This is a genomic window from Pseudomonas sp. SDO5522_S412 (assembly GCF_054071215.1).
In genome coordinates, this window is record NZ_JBSVWQ010000133.1 from 1 (window position 1) to 16,139 (window position 16,139).

At 61.4% G+C, this 16,139-nt stretch carries 15 protein-coding genes; 5 read left to right on the plus strand and 10 right to left on the minus strand.

Annotated elements, in window-relative coordinates:
* Window positions 1-83 precede the first annotated feature (83 nt).
* On the minus strand, window positions 84-1,007 hold the full coding sequence (locus ACW9I6_RS22310; protein WP_102605104.1) for a LysR family transcriptional regulator: 924 nt from the start codon (window positions 1,005-1,007) through the stop codon (window positions 84-86).
* A gap of 114 nt (window positions 1,008-1,121) precedes the next feature.
* Here ACW9I6_RS22310 and ACW9I6_RS22315 point away from each other — a divergent pair, with 114 nt between their 5' ends.
* Together ACW9I6_RS22315 and ACW9I6_RS22320 are read left to right on the plus strand one after the other, a co-directional pair.
* On the plus strand, window positions 1,122-1,868 hold the full coding sequence (locus tag ACW9I6_RS22315; protein ID WP_008432692.1) for a 3-oxoacyl-ACP reductase family protein: 747 nt from the start codon (window positions 1,122-1,124) through the stop codon (window positions 1,866-1,868).
* 120 nt (window positions 1,869-1,988) lie between these two features.
* Entirely contained in the window at window positions 1,989-5,459 is a 3,471-nt protein-coding gene (locus ACW9I6_RS22320) for a hybrid sensor histidine kinase/response regulator (RefSeq protein WP_457339842.1), read from the plus strand.
* A 102-nt stretch (window positions 5,460-5,561) separates the two neighbouring features.
* Here ACW9I6_RS22320 and rmuC read toward each other — a convergent pair whose 3' ends face one another.
* On the minus strand, window positions 5,562-6,926 hold the full coding sequence (gene rmuC / locus ACW9I6_RS22325) for a DNA recombination protein RmuC (RefSeq protein ID WP_173406092.1): 1,365 nt from the start codon (window positions 6,924-6,926) through the stop codon (window positions 5,562-5,564).
* Between the two features lie 175 nt (window positions 6,927-7,101).
* Window positions 7,102-7,425 (minus strand): SEL1-like repeat protein, encoded by a 324-nt coding sequence (locus tag ACW9I6_RS22330; protein WP_023659092.1) that lies wholly within the window; start codon window positions 7,423-7,425, stop codon window positions 7,102-7,104.
* A gap of 846 nt (window positions 7,426-8,271) precedes the next feature.
* On the opposite strand from ACW9I6_RS22330, the gene ACW9I6_RS22335 reads away from it, so the two are divergent.
* From ACW9I6_RS22335 to ACW9I6_RS22345, 3 genes are all read left to right on the plus strand, one after another.
* On the plus strand, window positions 8,272-8,496 hold the full coding sequence (locus ACW9I6_RS22335) for a hypothetical protein (protein WP_003214941.1): 225 nt from the start codon (window positions 8,272-8,274) through the stop codon (window positions 8,494-8,496).
* Window positions 8,497-8,761: 265 nt separating this feature from the next.
* Window positions 8,762-9,244 (plus strand): hypothetical protein, encoded by a 483-nt coding sequence (locus ACW9I6_RS22340; RefSeq protein WP_003214935.1) that lies wholly within the window; start codon window positions 8,762-8,764, stop codon window positions 9,242-9,244.
* Between the two features lie 146 nt (window positions 9,245-9,390).
* On the plus strand, window positions 9,391-10,665 hold the full coding sequence (locus ACW9I6_RS22345; protein ID WP_003214933.1) for an OmpP1/FadL family transporter: 1,275 nt from the start codon (window positions 9,391-9,393) through the stop codon (window positions 10,663-10,665).
* A gap of 88 nt (window positions 10,666-10,753) precedes the next feature.
* On the opposite strand, the gene ACW9I6_RS22350 is transcribed toward ACW9I6_RS22345, so the two are convergent.
* From ACW9I6_RS22350 to cobU, 7 genes are all read right to left on the minus strand, one after another.
* A complete protein-coding gene (locus ACW9I6_RS22350) occupies window positions 10,754-11,305 on the minus strand; it encodes a glutathione peroxidase (RefSeq protein WP_003214930.1) in 552 nt (183 codons plus the stop codon).
* Window positions 11,306-11,455: 150 nt separating this feature from the next.
* Window positions 11,456-12,655, minus strand: a complete 1,200-nt coding sequence (locus ACW9I6_RS22355; RefSeq protein WP_457339844.1) for an MFS transporter — start codon at window positions 12,653-12,655, stop codon at window positions 11,456-11,458.
* A gap of 62 nt (window positions 12,656-12,717) precedes the next feature.
* Window positions 12,718-13,122, minus strand: a complete 405-nt coding sequence (locus tag ACW9I6_RS22360) for a MarR family winged helix-turn-helix transcriptional regulator (RefSeq protein ID WP_003214925.1) — start codon at window positions 13,120-13,122, stop codon at window positions 12,718-12,720.
* A gap of 42 nt (window positions 13,123-13,164) precedes the next feature.
* On the minus strand, window positions 13,165-13,893 hold the full coding sequence (locus ACW9I6_RS22365; protein ID WP_003214923.1) for an adenosylcobinamide-GDP ribazoletransferase: 729 nt from the start codon (window positions 13,891-13,893) through the stop codon (window positions 13,165-13,167).
* Window positions 13,894-13,895: 2 nt separating this feature from the next.
* On the minus strand, window positions 13,896-14,471 hold the full coding sequence (gene cobC / locus ACW9I6_RS22370) for an alpha-ribazole phosphatase family protein (protein WP_003214921.1): 576 nt from the start codon (window positions 14,469-14,471) through the stop codon (window positions 13,896-13,898).
* Complete coding sequence (gene cobT, locus ACW9I6_RS22375) at window positions 14,468-15,523, minus strand: nicotinate-nucleotide--dimethylbenzimidazole phosphoribosyltransferase (protein ID WP_457339843.1); 1,056 nt, start codon at window positions 15,521-15,523, stop codon at window positions 14,468-14,470. Before cobT ends, cobC begins: the two co-directional genes overlap by 4 nt.
* Window positions 15,520-16,041 carry a bifunctional adenosylcobinamide kinase/adenosylcobinamide-phosphate guanylyltransferase gene (gene cobU / locus ACW9I6_RS22380; protein WP_102368348.1) on the minus strand — a complete coding sequence of 174 codons (522 nt, stop codon included), beginning with the start codon at window positions 16,039-16,041 and terminating at the stop codon, window positions 15,520-15,522. The genes cobT and cobU overlap by 4 nt, the downstream gene beginning before the upstream one ends.
* Window positions 16,042-16,139 lie beyond the last annotated feature (98 nt).

Genomic DNA, 16,139 nt, shown 5'->3' on the forward strand with positions numbered 1-16,139 from the left:
GCGGTGGATCAGTCGATGCATGTGGTGACTGTCACACCGCCTTCGCGAGCAAGCCCGCTCCCACACTTTGATCCCCACAAGGATCAAATGGCGCTGAACCGCCGCCCCAACTCGCGTTCGACAAACTGCTCCAGGATGAAATCCACAAACGCCCGGGTCTTGCCGGGCAGCAGCTTGTGTTCGGCGTAGTACAGCGAGATGTTGCCGTCGTCGACGTACCAGTCGGGCAGCACTCGCACCAGTTGGCCGCTGTCCAGATACGGCACCGCCATCGGCATGCTGACCAGCGCAATCCCCAGGCCCTGGGCGCTGGCGCAGCAGGCAGCGCCCGAGTCGCTCATGGTCATGCGCGGCTTGAGCACCAGCGGGCGTTGTTCGCGCGTGCGGTGGGTGAGTTGCCACGAACGCACGCGCCCGGTTTGCGGTGAGCGGATCAGGATGCCGTTGCACACAGACAAGTCCTCGGGCGCGACCACCGGCTTGCGTTTGGCGAGGTATTCCGGTGAGGCCAGCAGGATCCGGTGCGCCGGCGCCAGCTTGCGCGCGACCACGCCCTGGGGCAGCTCAAAACCACCGCCGATCGCGGCATCGAAACCCTGGCCGATCAGGTCCACCTGGCGGTTATCGAAATGCCAGTCGGGGTTGATATCAGGAAAGCGCTTTAGAAACTCCCCCAGCAACGGCACCACATAACGGTTGCCGAACACCGTGCCCATGCTCACTTTCAGCGTGCCCACTGGCCGCCCTTCGGCACTGGCCAGGTTAGCCACGGCGTTTTGAATGGTGGTGAGGCTGCCGCTGACTTCTTCGAGGAAGAGCTTGCCGGCCTCAGTCAGCGTCAGGCGCCGGGTACTGCGCTGGAACAGCCTTACACCCAGGCGCGCCTCCAGCTTGGCCACGCTTTTGCCCACGGCCGCCGGGGTCAGGCTCAGGTGCCGGGCAGCTTCGGCAAAACTGCCGCCTTCGGCGCTGCGCACGAAGCATTCGATACTGCCAAAGCTTTCCATATCGCCCCACTCTAAACTTTTGGTTTACACAGACTATAGCAATCACGGTCTACCGAGGACGCCACACGAGGTCGATACTCGACTCCAACCTCAACACACCTTTTGGAGAACGACATGACCACACAAAACCTCAGCGGCAAAGTCGCCTTGATCCAGGGCGGTTCCCGCGGTATCGGCGCCGCCATCGTCAAGCGCCTGGCCGCACAGGGCGCTGCCGTCGCCTTTACCTACGTCAGTTCGGCTGCCAAGGCTGAAGAGTTGCAGAACAGCGTGATCAGCCAAGGCGGCAAAGCCCTGGCGATTCATGCCGACAGCGCCGACGCAGACGCCATCCGCAGCGCCGTCAACGCCACCGTCGAAGCGTTCGGGCGCCTGGATATCCTGGTCAACAACGCAGGCGTGCTGGCCGTCGGCCCGCTGGAAGATTTCAAGCTGGAAGACTTCGACCGCACCCTCGCCATCAACGTACGCAGCGTATTTGTCGCCACCCAGGAAGCCGCGCGGCACATGGGCGAAGGTGGCCGCATCATCAACATCGGCAGCACCAATGCCGATCGCATGCCGTTTGCCGGTGGCGGCCCGTACGCCATGAGCAAATCGGCGCTGGTCGGCCTGACCAAAGGCCTGGCCCGCGACCTGGGCCCACGGGGCATCACCATCAATAACGTGCAGCCAGGCCCGGTGGACACCGACATGAACCCGGCAAGCGGTGATTTCGCCGAAAGCCTGATCGGCTTCATGGCCGTGGGCCGTTATGGCCATGTAGAAGAGATCGCCAGTTTCGTCGCCTATCTGGCAGGCCCTGAGGCCGGCTACATCACCGGCGCCAGCCTGACCATCGACGGCGGTTTCGGCGCCTGAACCAACGCTGCGACATCACACCACGCTCCGACCTTGGTCGACACTGACTAACGCCAAGCATCATGCGAGACTGTTCGCCCGGGCCGGGAATGCCCGGGCGTTCTTATGTCTGGAGTTCTCATGACGCTGTCCAGCGGGCTGATCGCCGCCGTTGCCCTGGCCTATATGGCCATTATGTTTGCCATCGCCTTTTACGGTGACCGTCGCCATGCGCCGCTGCCGCCGCGGATGCGTGCCTGGGTGTATAGCCTGTCGCTGGCGGTGTATTGCACCAGCTGGACATTCTTTGGTGCCGTAGGCCAGGCGGCCGAACAGTTGTGGGCGTTTTTACCGATCTACCTGGGACCGGTGCTGCTGCTGGTGCTCGCGCCGTGGGTCCTGCAGAAGATGGTGCTGATCAGCAAGCAGGAAAACATCACCTCCATCGCCGACTTTATCGCCGCCCGTTACGGCAAATCCCAATCCCTCGCGGTGGTGGTGGCGCTGATCTGCCTGGTGGGCGTCCTGCCTTATATAGCCTTGCAACTCAAAGGCATCGTGCTGGGGGTGAACCTGCTGATCGGCGCCAGCGCCGACACCACGGGCACCCGCTCCCAGGACACGGCGCTGATCGTGTCGCTGGTATTGGCGTTGTTCACCATTGTGTTCGGTACCCGCAACCTGGACGCCACGGAACACCACCGCGGCATGGTGCTGGCGATTGCCTTTGAATCCTTGGTCAAGCTGTTCGCGTTTCTCGCCGTCGGTGCGTTTGTGACCTACGGCCTGTACGACGGTTTCGACGATTTGTTCAGCCAGGCGATGCTCGCGCCACGGCTGGAGGAATACTGGAAAGAGACCGTCAACTGGCCCTCGATGGTGGTGCAGACCGGCGTCGCGATGATGGCGATCATCTGCCTGCCCCGGCAGTTCCATGTCACCGTGGTGGAAAATATCGACCCCCAGGACCTGCGCCTGGCCAAGTGGGTATTCCCGGCCTATCTGATCCTGGCCGCCCTGTTTGTGATCCCGATTGCCCTCGGCGGGAAGATGCTGCTGCCGGGTTCGGTATTGCCGGATTCCTACGTGATCAGCCTGCCGTTGGCCGAAGCCCACCCGGCGCTCGCCGTGCTGGCGTTTATCGGCGGCGCCTCGGCGGCCACGGGCATGGTGATCGTCGCGAGCATCGCCCTGTCGACCATGGTCTCCAACGACATGCTGCTACCCTGGCTGCTGCGCCGCTCCAGCGCCGAGCGGCCGTTCGAAGTGTTCCGTCACTGGATGCTGTCGGTACGCCGGGTGAGTATTGTCATCATCCTGCTGCTGGCTTACGTCAGTTACCGGCTGCTGGGGTCCTCCGCCAGCCTTGCAACCATTGGCCAGATTGCGTTCGCCGCCGTGACCCAGCTGGCACCGGCGATGCTGGGTGCGCTGTACTGGAAACAGGCCAACCGGCGCGGCGTGTTTGCCGGATTGGCGGCGGGTACGTTCCTGTGGTTCTACACCTTGGTCCTGCCGGTCACCGCGAAAAGTCTGGGCTGGTCGTTCAGCCTTTTCCCGGGCATGACGTGGCTGCATTCGCACCCGCTGGGCTTGTCTGTAACTTCTCTGACGCTGGGCACCGTATTTTCCCTGGCGGGTAACTTCACGTTGTTCGTGTGGGTCTCGATGCTGTCCCGCACGCGGGTGTCGGAGCATTGGCAGGCCGGGCGTTTTATTGGCCAGGAAATCAGCCAGCGGGCCAGCGTCCGCTCAATGCTTTCGGTGCAGATCAATGATTTGCTCAGCCTCGCAGCGCGGTTTGTCGGTGAAGAACGGGCTCACCAGAGTTTTGTGCGCTTCGCCTATCGCCAAGGCAAAGGGTTTAACCCCAACCAGAACGCTGACAATGACTGGATTGCCCACACCGAACGCCTGTTGGCCGGTGTGCTCGGGGCTTCATCGACCCGCGCAGTGGTGAAAGCCGCCATTGAAGGCAGGGAAATGCAGTTGGAGGACGTAGTACGCATCGCCGACGAGGCGTCGGAAGTGCTGCAGTTCAACCGGGCATTGCTGCAAGGCGCCATCGAAAACATCACCCAGGGCATCAGCGTGGTCGACCAGTCCCTGCGGCTGGTGGCGTGGAACCGGCGGTACCTGGAGCTGTTCAATTACCCCGAAGGCCTGATCAGCGTAGGCCGGCCGATTGCCGACATCATTCGCTACAACGCCGAGCGCGGGCTGTGCGGCCCGGGCGAGGCCGAAGTGCACGTGGCGCGTCGCCTGCACTGGATGCGCCAGGGCCGTGCGCATACCTCCGAGCGGCTGTTTCCCAATGGCCGGGTGATCGAACTGATCGGCAACCCGATGCCGGGTGGCGGGTTTGTGATGAGCTTCACCGACATCACCGCGTTCCGCGAAGCCGAGCAGGCGTTGACCGAGGCCAATGAAGGCCTGGAACAGCGGGTGACCGAGCGAACCCACGAACTGTCGCAACTCAACGTCGCGCTGACCGATGCCAAGGGCGTGGCCGAGACCGCCAGCCAGTCGAAAACCCGGTTCCTCGCAGCGGTCAGTCACGACTTGATGCAACCGTTGAACGCCGCAAGATTGTTCTCTGCTGCCCTCTCCCATCAGAACGACGGCATGTCGCCGGATGCCCGGCAGTTGGTGCAGCATCTGGACAGCTCGTTGCGTTCGGCGGAAGACCTGATCAGCGACCTGCTGGATATTTCGCGCCTGGAAAACGGCAAGATCAATCCGCAGCGCCAGCCCTTCGTGCTCAATGAACTGTTCGATACGCTGGGCGCCGAGTTCAAGGCGCTGGCTCAGGAGCAGGGTTTGCGTTTCCGTCTGCGGGGCAGTCGTTTGCGGGTGGACAGTGACATCAAGTTGCTGCGGCGGGTGTTGCAGAATTTCCTCACCAACGCATTCCGGTACGCCGACGGGCCGGTGCTATTGGGTGTGCGGCGCCGTCGCGGCGAGTTGTGCCTGGAAGTGTGGGACCGTGGTCCCGGGATTCCCCAGGACAAGCAAAAAGTCATCTTCGAGGAATTCAAACGCCTGGACAGTCACCAGACCCGTGCCGAGAAAGGCCTGGGACTGGGCCTGGCGATTGCCGATGGCCTGTGCCGCGTGCTCGGGCACCGCTTGAGCGTGCGTTCATGGCCGGGCAAAGGCAGCGTGTTCAGCGTGCGTGTGCCGTTGGCGCGCACTCAGGTCAGCGCGCCTGCCAAGCCGGCGCAGGAAAGCGGCCAGCCGTTGAGCGGGGCGCAGGTGCTGTGTGTGGATAACGAAGAAAGCATCCTGATCGGCATGCGCAGTTTGCTCACGCGCTGGGGCTGTGAAGTCTGGACCGCCCGCGACCAGGCGCAATGTGCCGCGTTGCTGGCCGAGGGTGTGCGGCCGCAACTGGCCCTGGTGGATTACCACCTCGACCACGGCGAGACCGGCACCGAGTTGATGGGCTGGCTGCGGGCACAACTGGCAGAGCCGATTCCGGGTGTGGTGATCAGTGCCGATGGACGGCCGGAGATGGTGGCCCAGGTGCATGCGGCTGGGTTGGATTACCTGGCCAAGCCGGTGAAGCCGGCGGCGTTGCGGGCCTTGTTGAGCCGGCACCTGCCGCTTTAGCCCATGTGGGAGCTGGCTTGCCTGCGATGGCATTGCCTCGGTGTATGGGGAGGAACGAGGTGTCTGCATCGCAGGCAAGCCAGCTCCCACAGAGCCCGGTGACTATTCTGGCAACTGCGCCACGCCGTCTTCATCGGTCATCGCCCGTTCCAGCAAGTCGGCCGGCAGGCTTTTGCTGGCGCGGGCGCCGAGCAGCTTCAGTTGCTCGGTACGGCTCACCAGGTTTCCGCGTCCGTCGGTCAGCTTGTTGCGCGCCGCACTGTAGGCTTTATCCAGCTGCTGCAGGCGGTTGCCTACCTCGTCCAGGTCCTGGATAAACAGCACGAACTTGTCGTACAGCCAACCGGCGCGCTCGGCAATTTCCCGGGCGTTCTGGCTTTGCCGTTCCTGTTTCCACAGGCTGTCGATCACCCGCAAGGTGGCCAACAGCGTGGTCGGGCTGACGATCACGATGTTGCGGTCGAAGGCTTCCTGGAACAGGTTCGGCTCGGCTTGAAGCGCCGCCGAAAATGCGGCTTCGATGGGCACGAACAGCAGCACGAAATCCAGGCTGTGCAGGCCTTCCAGACGTTTGTAGTCCTTGCCGGCCAGGCCTTTGACGTGGTTGCGCAAGGACAGTACGTGCTGCTTGAGGGCTGCCTGGCCGATCGCCTGGTCGTCCTCGGCGACGTACTGTTGATAGGCGGTCAGGCTGACCTTGGAGTCCACCACTACCTGCTTGTCCCCCGGCAGCATGATCAACACGTCGGGCTGGAAGCGTTCGCCGTCCGGGCCTTTGAGGTTGACCTGGGTCTGGTACTCGCGGCCCTTTTCCAGACCGGCATGTTCCAGCACCCGCTCCAGGATCAGCTCGCCCCAGTTGCCCTGGGTTTTCTGGCCCTTGAGGGCGCGGGTCAGGTTGGTGGCTTCATCGGACAGGCGCAGGTTCAGCTGTTGCAGGCGCTCCAGCTCCTTGGCCAGGGAGAACCGCTCGCGGGCTTCGCTCTGGTAGCTTTCTTCGACGCGCTTTTCGAACGACTGGATGCGCTCCTTGAGCGGGTCGAGCAATTGGCCGAGGCGCTGCTGGCTGGTTTCGGCGAAGCGTTGCTCGCGCTCGTCGAAGATCTTCCCGGCGAGTTCAGCGAACTGCGCGCGCAGCTCATCACGGGAACCTTGCAGGTCACTGAGGCGTTGCTGATGGCTTTCCTGTTGCTCGCGCAATTCGGCGCGCAGGGACGCGGACAAGGCATCCAGGCGGCGCAGTTCGGTTTCCTTGGCGGAACGGTCGAGGTTCCAGGCGTGGGCGGCGTCGCGGGCGTTGTCACGGTCGATCTGCAGCAGTTCGACTTCCCGGCGCACGGCGGCCAGATCAGCCTGTTTGGCAGCGTTGGCCTGGCTCAGGTCGCTGATTTCGTCACGGCTGGCGTCCAACTGCGCGGCGAGCCCTTCCTGGGCCAGTTGTGCGGTGGCCAGGCGCTCTTCGAGCAATTCCCAGCCGGCCATTCGCGCGCTCAGTCGGCGCTGAATCTGCCAGCACAGCCCCAACAGCGGCAACCCAACAGCGGCGAGACCCAGCACAACACTGGTCCAGTCAAAAGCCATAGCGATTCCTGCCGTCACCCGAAAAGAAGAAGGTTAACCAAGCCAGCGCATTGAGGACAGCTCAGTCTTCGATCTGGCCCAGTTCACGCTGGGCGATGCGGTCACCGGCGCGGGCGGCCTGGCGCAGCAGTTCGTGGCCGATACGGCGGTCGCGGGCATTGCCGCACTCGCGGCACATCAACTGGCCCAGACGGCTTTGCGCCACCACCACGCCAGCACGAGCCGGTTGCTTGAGCAAATGCCCTGCAAAATGTTTGACGTTGGGGCTGTGGCCCAGGCGCGGGCTGTCGAGCAACCACAAGGCAACTTTCAGGGAAAAACGCTTGGGTGCGGTAACAACCTGAGGGCTGTCGGTAACAGAAGGTGATACTGAGCGAAACTTCATAAAGCACTGTGGGACAGAACGGAAGGCGCGCCACTCTACTCTTTTTTTCGTACAGGTAAAGCTGAAAAAAGCCTGCACGCCCGTTCTAGAGCAAGCGCTTGGGACAATCCACAGAAGCTGTGGATAACTCAGTGGACAACCGTTCTGTAAGTCCCGCAAAGGCCCATGGAACGGGGGCCGCAGTCAAACTGACGATTTTTTCACCAATAAAAAAAAGCTCGATTTTTCATTGACTTAAATTTTAGTTGCAGGCACCCGGGCGCTTTGCGGGGCGTATGTCAGTTCAGTTACACAGGGCGCCACCAATGTGCACAACTAACCACTCGCCGGTTATATCAACCGCGTTTTTTGCTCAGGCAGCGGCTAAGGAATGTTACCGCAGGCCCAGGACCCGAAAAGTTTTTTGCCTATCACACTTCCTTTCATCGTTTCAATCCGTTACTATCCGCGGCGTTAGTACCAAGCTGAAAGTCAATTCTGGTCGAACAACTCCCTCACGGCACCGCCGACAAAAAGGGATCGACCACCTCGATGGTTTCCAGGTATCACTTGCGACGACACGGCCTTTGAACAATGCAAAGGGTGTCGCGAAGTTTCCATACTCTGAAAGAACCAACCTGCAAATTGATCAGGATCTTCACCCCGGGCCCAGAACCTTTGCCCCTGTTGTGTTGCCTGCCCTCCTAAGTACCTACCTGCCAGCCCAAGCGCGCCAACTTAATAGCGCTTCAAACTGGCTGCTTTGTTCCAGTCGGGTTCTTCGTTCGATCAATGGTGATCAACGTCACTGGAACGTTTTAACGTTGCACGGTTCTTAACCGTGTCATTTGTAGGAACACCAATAATATGTCCACTCAAATCCACACTCAGGATGCCATTCGCACCCTCACCAACGCTTTTGCACCAATGAACTGCCTGATCATGGCCGCTCGCAAAGGCTGCTTCAGCTTTACCCTGGTCAACGAACACGGCATCGCTCGTCACAGCGAACGCCTGTACCCCGATCAATACTCCAGCGCAGAACCGCTGCAGGCCGTGATCGATCGTACTCGCCAGGCACTGGTTGCCTGATCGACCCGAATCGCTGAAACACAAAAACCCCGGTTAAAACCCGGGGTTTTTTATTGCCTGAAATTCAGGCGCGCTAAGTTTAAATTGATATAAACGATATAACTAAATGATAAAAATATTTTAAAAACAGTCCTTTACATCGTAAATATGACACTACACTTCAACTCAAGCGGCATGATCCGCTTCCGGCGGACCTGAGATCCGATTCACCGCTGCCAAGCCCTCGCTCAGGTATCGCCGATTAATTTCATGGATTGAGGCATTTATGGGCATCGCCGCCAGCGAATTGTGTCGTTATGTGATCCGGCCCACCCTGCTTTACCTGGGTCGCCATAACCAGACGGCTGAATCCCTGCTGCTGGGCATCGCCGCCAGCCAGTCGGCGCTCGGCTCAGCCCTGCACGACCGCCGCGGCCATGGCCTCTACAGCATCACCGAGCCGCGCCATCGCGCGCTGTGGGATAACTACCTGGCGCTGGACCCCGAGCGCGCCAGCCTGGTACGCGGACTCGCCAGCCAGCATGCCTTCCTCAGCGGGCCGCAGGTTGAGCTGACGGTCAACCTGCGCTACGCCACCGCCATCGCCTGGCTGCTGGTGGAACAACACCGCCCAAACCTGCCACCGGCCGACGACGTATTGGCGATGGCGCGTATCTGGAAAGAAATATTTCACCCTCAAGGCCGGCTCCGGGATTTCACCCAGGCCTGGCAAACCTGTGTTTCACCCATGAATCACGTCGCCTGTTGACCGGGCGATTTGCAAGATTCGGCTAAAAACGTTGATTTTGGTCGGATTGTCCTACAAAACCGCTCTATCTCCTGTGTTTGAGCCTATAGCGCAAACATAAATTTATTGTTACTTTCCGCAGCGGTGATCACCACGGAGTTCTAATAATGAAAAAAGTAATGCTCAAGACGACACTTAGCCTCGCCGTTGCAATGGCCTCCTCCCAACTGTTCGCGAGCGGCTTTGCCCTCAACGAACAAAGCATCAGTGGGATGGGTACCGGTTTTGCGGGCCGCTCTTCATCTGCCGATGATGCAAGTACTGTTGCTGGCAACCCTGCCGGCATGTCGCGCCTCAAGCGCGATCAAATCACTGGCGGCGTTGCCGCTATCGATGCCAAGACCGACATCAAAAATACCAGCGGTGGCCCACCCGGCAGCACCAACGACGGCGACATGGTTCCCTTTACCAAAGTCCCGATGTTGTTTGCCGTGAAGAAAGCGACCGATGACCTGGCGTTCGGCCTGGGCGTGTATGCGCCGTTCGGCCTGATCACCAACTACGAAGACAGCTTCGGCGGCCGTTACTACGGCAAGAAGAGTGACGTAAAAGTCGTCACCATCCAGCCGACTGTCAGCTACGCCTTCAATGAATACGTGTCCGTAGGTATCGGCCCGACGTTCAACAAAATCAGCGGCAACCTGACCTCGTCTACCCCCCTGGCAGCCACCTTCGGCCGCAATGATGGCTTGGTGGACATCAAGGGTGACGACACCGCGTGGGGCTACAAGATCGGTATCCTGGTGACGCCAACTGCGAGCACCAACATCGGCCTGACTTACACGTCCAAGGTTTCCTACAACCTTTCGGGCCACACCGATATTTCAGGTGCGGGTTTCGGTCCATTCAACGGCAGTCGTTTCGATGCGTCGCTGGACATCACCACGCCGGAATCCTACGACCTCTCGGTTACCCACAAGCTGGATGACCAGTGGACGTTGTACGCAGGTACTACCTGGACTCGCTGGAGCCGCCTGAAAGAAATCACCGTCAACAACCAGGGTGTTTCGCCTGCACTCGGTGGCGCAGCCGGCCCGATCGGCACCATCAACGAGCCACAGAACTGGCACGACACTTGGGCCTCGGCCATCGGTGCTTCGTTCCAGGTCAACAAACAGTGGGTTCTGCGCACCGGTTTCTCGGTTGACCAGTCGCCTACCAACAACACCGACCGCTCGGTACGTATCCCCACTGGCGACCGTAAGGCTGTCAGCTTCGGTGCCGGCTTCAACGCCACCGACGACATCACCATCGACGCGGCTATTTCTTACCTCTGGGAAGAAGAAGTCAACGTCAACCGTACCGGCAAAGGCAATGCTTACAACGCCGAGTACAAAAACAGCGCTTGGGGTTATGGCCTCGGTGCGACGTACAAGTTCTGATTCACGGCGGGCCTGACCGGCTCGCCAGTTGAATATAAAAAAGCCCCGCACTCTTGCAAAAGAGGCGGGGCTTTTTAGTGGGTGCCCATCAGGGTTTCGAAGCCAGCGCCTCTTCCACTGCCTTGATCAGGTCCGGACTATCCGGTTTGGTCAGGCTGGAGAAATTGGCGATCACCTTGCCCTGGCGGTCCACCACGTACTTGTAGAAATTCCACTTCGGCGCGCTGCTCTGCTGCGCCAGCATCTTGAACAGATGCACCGCGTCCGGGCCCTTGACCTTCTGTGGTTCGGTCATGGTGAAGGTCACGCCGTAATTAACGTAACAAACCTTGGCAGTTTCCTCTCCGGTCTTGGCTTCCTGCTTGAAGTCATCGGACGGCACGCCAATTACTTCCAGCCCCTGCCCCTTGTAGCGCTGGTACAACGCTTCAAGCCCTTTGAACTGCGGCGCAAACCCGCAGAAGCTGGCGGTGTTGACGATCAGCAGCGGCTTGCCGGCAAAGCGCTGGCACAGGTCGATGGATTCCTTGGCGCGCAGCTTGGGCAACTGGCCTTCAAGCAACGGCGGGCAATCGGCAGCCATGGCGACACCGCCAAAAGCCACCATCAGAGCGGGTACTGCGAACCAGCGCATCTGCATGTGAGGTGTCCTTGAAAAGTCTCAGACACAGAACTTAACAGATCGCCATGCCCAACTGCATCAATGCCAGGCCGCCCTGTTGCCAGCCCCACCACGCCAGCAGCAGCAAGAGTCCTGCTCCTGCTGCGCCGAGCCAATGCCAGGTCGAATTCATGCCACCCCCATTTGCGCCTGCAAACGTGCCACCGGGCGCTCGCGCACTGGCCAGTTCAGCGCCGCTGCCACCAGGCTCAGGACGATTGCCACCTGCCAGATCAAATCGTAGCTACCGGTTCGATCATAGACCACCCCGCCCAACCAGCCGCCGAGGAACGAGCCCAGTTGATGGAACAGGAACACGATCCCACCGAGCATGGAAAGGTTTCTGACACCAAACAAGGTCGCGACCGTGCCGTTGGTCAGTGGCACCGTGGACAGCCACAGGAAGCCCATCGCCATGCCGAACAGGTAGGCGCTGGTCTGCGTCACCGGCGCCCACAGGAAGATCACAATCACCACCGCCCGCAGCAGGTACAAACCGGTCAACAAACGGGGTTTGGACATGCGCCCGCCGAGCCATCCGGCGGTATAGGTGCCAAAGATATTGAACAGGCCGATCAATGCCAGCACGGTCGTCCCCACCGAGGCCGGCAAGTGCTGGTCCACCAGGTACGATGGCAAGTGCACGCCGATAAACACCACCTGGAAACCGCAGACAAAAAAGCCGAACGCCAGCAGCCAGAACCCTGAATGGGAGCCGGCCTCACCCAAGGCTTCGCGCAAGGTCTGCTGGCCAGCCACCGCAGGCAACGGTCGGTCCTTGAGCATGGTCACCAACGGCACGATCAGCGCCACCATCAGGCCCAGCACCAGCAACGCGGCGGACCAGCCAAGCCAGCCGATCAAACCGAGGGTGCCCGGCAACATGGCGAACTGGCCGAACGAGCCGGCGGCGCTGGCGATACCCATGGCCATGCTGCGTTTTTCCGGCGCCACGGCACGCCCCACCACCCCGAGGATCACCGAGAACGAAGTACCCGACAGGCCAATGCCGATCAGCAACCCGGCACTCAGGGACAGCGACCACGCCGAATCCGAAAGGCCCATGAACACCAGGCCCAGCGCGTAAAGCACACCACCGATCATCACCACCTTGGCGGCGCCGAAGCGGTCGGCCAGGGCGCCGGTAAACGGCTGTGCCAGGCCCCAGATCAGGTTTTGCAGGGCGATGGCAAAGGCAAAGGTCTCACGGCCCCAGCCGAATTCGGCACTCATGGGCGCCAGGAACAGGCCGAAGCCATGTCGCACGCCGAGGGACAACGCGAGGATCAGCGCACTCCCCACAAGGATCCAGCCGCTGGTGCGCCACATCGAGGTCATTTCTTATTCTCCGTTCGCGGGTATATACCCGCTTATCATCGAACAAACTCGCGTCAAGCGAGTTCATCCAGCAAGGCCAACAGGGTTTCGCGCTTTTCGGCGCCCAACTTATCAATCAATTTCTGCTGCGCCGCTTCCCAGGCCGGCAATGCGGCGGCGAGCCGTTCGATACCCGCCTCGGTCAGCAAGACCAGGCGGTTGCGCAAGTCATCGCCCTCCACCAACTGCACCAGGCCCTCGCCTTCCAGCACCCGCAGGTTGCGCCCCAGCGTGCTGCGATCCAGGCCCATGGCGTCGGCCAGGCTGGAAATGCTCGGTTGATCGAGGCGCTGCAGATTACACAGCAAAGAATACTGGGCAACGTTGATCCCGAAGCCGTCGAGAGCGCCGTCGTAATGCCTGCTGACGCCACGAGCGGCGCGACGCAGGTTTGTGCATAAACATTGGGAGGCAAGCATGGAGCGTGTATATACCCGGGATTAATGAAATGCAAGAAAGTGTTACAGCACCAGACTGATCAACACCGCCACTTCCAGCAGCTCCAACAGCGCGCCGGCGGTGTCGCCGGTGGTGCCGCCGAGGCGATTGACCATCAATTGGCGCAAGCCGATAAAACAAAGGGCAGCCACCAGCACGGCAATCCCGCCACTGAAACCGCCGATCAAGATACACGCCAGGCCGCTGAGGATCAGCACCTGTTGGCCGACGATCCGTGGCAAATGATCCGCCAGGGCCTGCCCCAGACCACCGGCGCGCACATAGCGCGTGGTGAGAAACAGCGCCAGCATTGAAGCGCGGCCAATCAACGGTGCAAGGATCAGCGCGGCGCCGTTGTGCTGCTCGATCAATGCCACCAGCGCGGTGAATTTGAGCAGCAACACCAGGCCCAGGGTGACCACCGCGATCGGGCCGCTGCGCGGGTCTTTCATGATGGTCAGGGTGCGCTCGCGGTCACCGAAGCCACCGAGCCAGGCGTCGGCGCTGTCGGCCAGGCCGTCCAGGTGCAGGCCGCCACTGAGCAACACCCACGCGGTCAACAGCAGCGCGGCGTGCAGCAGCAACGGCGCGCCCATCAACACGGCGTTCAAGCCCCACAGCAGTAGCCCGAACAGCAGCCCCACCACCGGATAAAACAGCAACGAACGCCCCAGTTCCTGGGGCTGCGGCATGCCCGGCAAGCGAATCGGCAGGCTGCTGAGAAACTGCAAGGCGATCCAGAACGGCAACATGCTCAGCGTCCTTCCCTTAATACGCCATCCGCCTCGACCTGCAGGCTGAACAGGCCACCATGGCCGACTTCGACATTCAACAGTTGCTCACGCGGCAGGCCACGCGCCTGGGCCAGCAGCAAACGCATGACTCCACCATGGCTGATCAGCAGCACTCGCTGGCCGGCATAGGCTTGATGCAAGCGGCCGACAGCCCCCAAAACACGCGCGGAGAACTGCGAAACCGGCTCGCCCTGCGGCGGCGTGAAACTGTAGGGATCAGCCCAGAACAGGCCCAGCGCGTCGGCGTCGGTTTCCATCAGGGCAGCGGCGCTCTGCCCTTCCCAGGCGCCGAAGTGCAGTTCCTGCAGATCCTTTTCGAGGGTCACCGGCAGATTCAAGCGCGTGCCCAACTCCTCGGCAAACCGCGCACAACGTTGCAGCGGCGAACTGACCAGACGCTCCCAAGGGCCCTGCGCCACCACCGCCTCACGCATCTGCTCCCAGCCCTTGGCCGTGAGCGCATCGTCCAGGCTGCCGCGCAAGCCGCCGCCCAGTTCGGTTTCGCCGTGGCGCAGCAGGTCCAGGCGCAAAGTCATGCCGGGCGATCCGCTACGGCCGCTTCGGCGAAGGTCGCCATCTGCCCGTGCAGCGCGCAGGCCAGGCGCAGCAACGGCACGGCGAGCGCGGCGCCACTGCCTTCGCCCAGGCGCAGCCCGAGTTCCAGCAACGGCTCGGCGTGGAGGCTTTGCAGCACGTGACGATGGCCGGGCTCGGCACCGCGGTGGCCGAACAGCAGCCATTCACGGCAGCCGGGGTTCAGGCGCGTGGCGACCAAGGCGGCGACGGTGCAGATAAAACCGTCCACCAGCACCACGACCCCTTCTTGAGCGCAGGCCAGGTAGGCGCCGACCAGCGCGGCAATTTCAAAGCCGCCGAGGTTGAACAGGGTTTTCAGTGCGTCGTCGCGATCGCCCGCGTGCAGTGCAAGGGCGCGCTCGATGACGGCGACCTTGTGGCTGACACCCTGGGCGTTCAGGCCGGTGCCGGGGCCGGTCAAGTCACTGACCTGGCAATCCAGCAGCGCGCAGGCCAGGGCACTGGCGGAGGTGGTGTTGCCGATGCCCATTTCGCCGCCGATAAACAGTTGCGCACCGCTGGTGATAGCGCGATGCACGCTGTCGCGGCCGGCTTGCAGCGCCAGTTGGCCCTGGGCTTCGGTCATTGCCGGGCCGTTGACGAAGTTGGCGGTACCGAGACCGATATTCAGGTGGCGGACGCCCGGTAGGTTCAACGTCGGGGTGATGGTGCCGAGGTCGACCACTTCCAGCTTGGCGTCGAGTTGGCGCGCAAGCACGCTGATGGCGGCGCCACCGGTGACGAAGTTGTGAAGCATCTGGCCGGTGACTTCCTGGGGGAAGGCGGAGACACCCTCGGCGACGACGCCGTGGTCGCCGGCGAAGATCGCGATCCACAGGTGGTCGACGCTGGGTTTGACCTGGCCCTGGAGGCCGGCCAGTTGGACGGCCACGGCTTCCAGCCGGCCGAGGGAGCCGGCGGGCTTGGTCAGTTGCTGCTGGCGGGCCAGGGCTTGTTCGTGGGCTTGGGGGTCGATCGCCTTGCAGGGGTTGAGCCACCAGGTGTCGGTCATAACGCAGTACCTTTCAAAGTCAGGGGCAGGCCGGCGACGGTCAGGACAACGCGCTGACAACGTTCGGCCAAGGCTTGATGCAGCCAACCGGCTTCATCGACATAGCGGCGAGTCAATTCGCCCAGCGGCACGACACCCATTCCGGTCTCGTTGCTGACAAAAATGATTTCTCCTGGGAGGGTGGCCAGGGTTTGGAGCAAGGCCTCACGCTCTTCTTTGAGACGGTCGGGGTCTTCGAGCATCAGCAGGTTGGTGAGCCATAGGGTCAGGCAGTCAACCAGCAGGCAATGGTTCGGGGTGGCGTTTTCCTTGAGGACACGGGCCAGTTCGATGGGCTCTTCGATCAGGCCCCATTCGGTCGGGCGCCGCTCGCGGTGGTGGGCGACGCGTGCGGTCATTTCGCCGTCCAGGGGTTGGCTGGTCGCTATGTAGGTGACGCTTAGGCCGCTGTCGGTGGCGAGTTTTTCAGCCAGGCGGCTTTTGCCGGAGCGGGCGCCGCCGAGGATCAACTGGAGCATGGGTTGTGCCTCTGTTTTTGACTGTGTGTATATCCGTTATTTAGGTAACGGCGACTATTGGTTCCGCTCTTACAGCGGCTCACTTTTGAAGAGCGCAA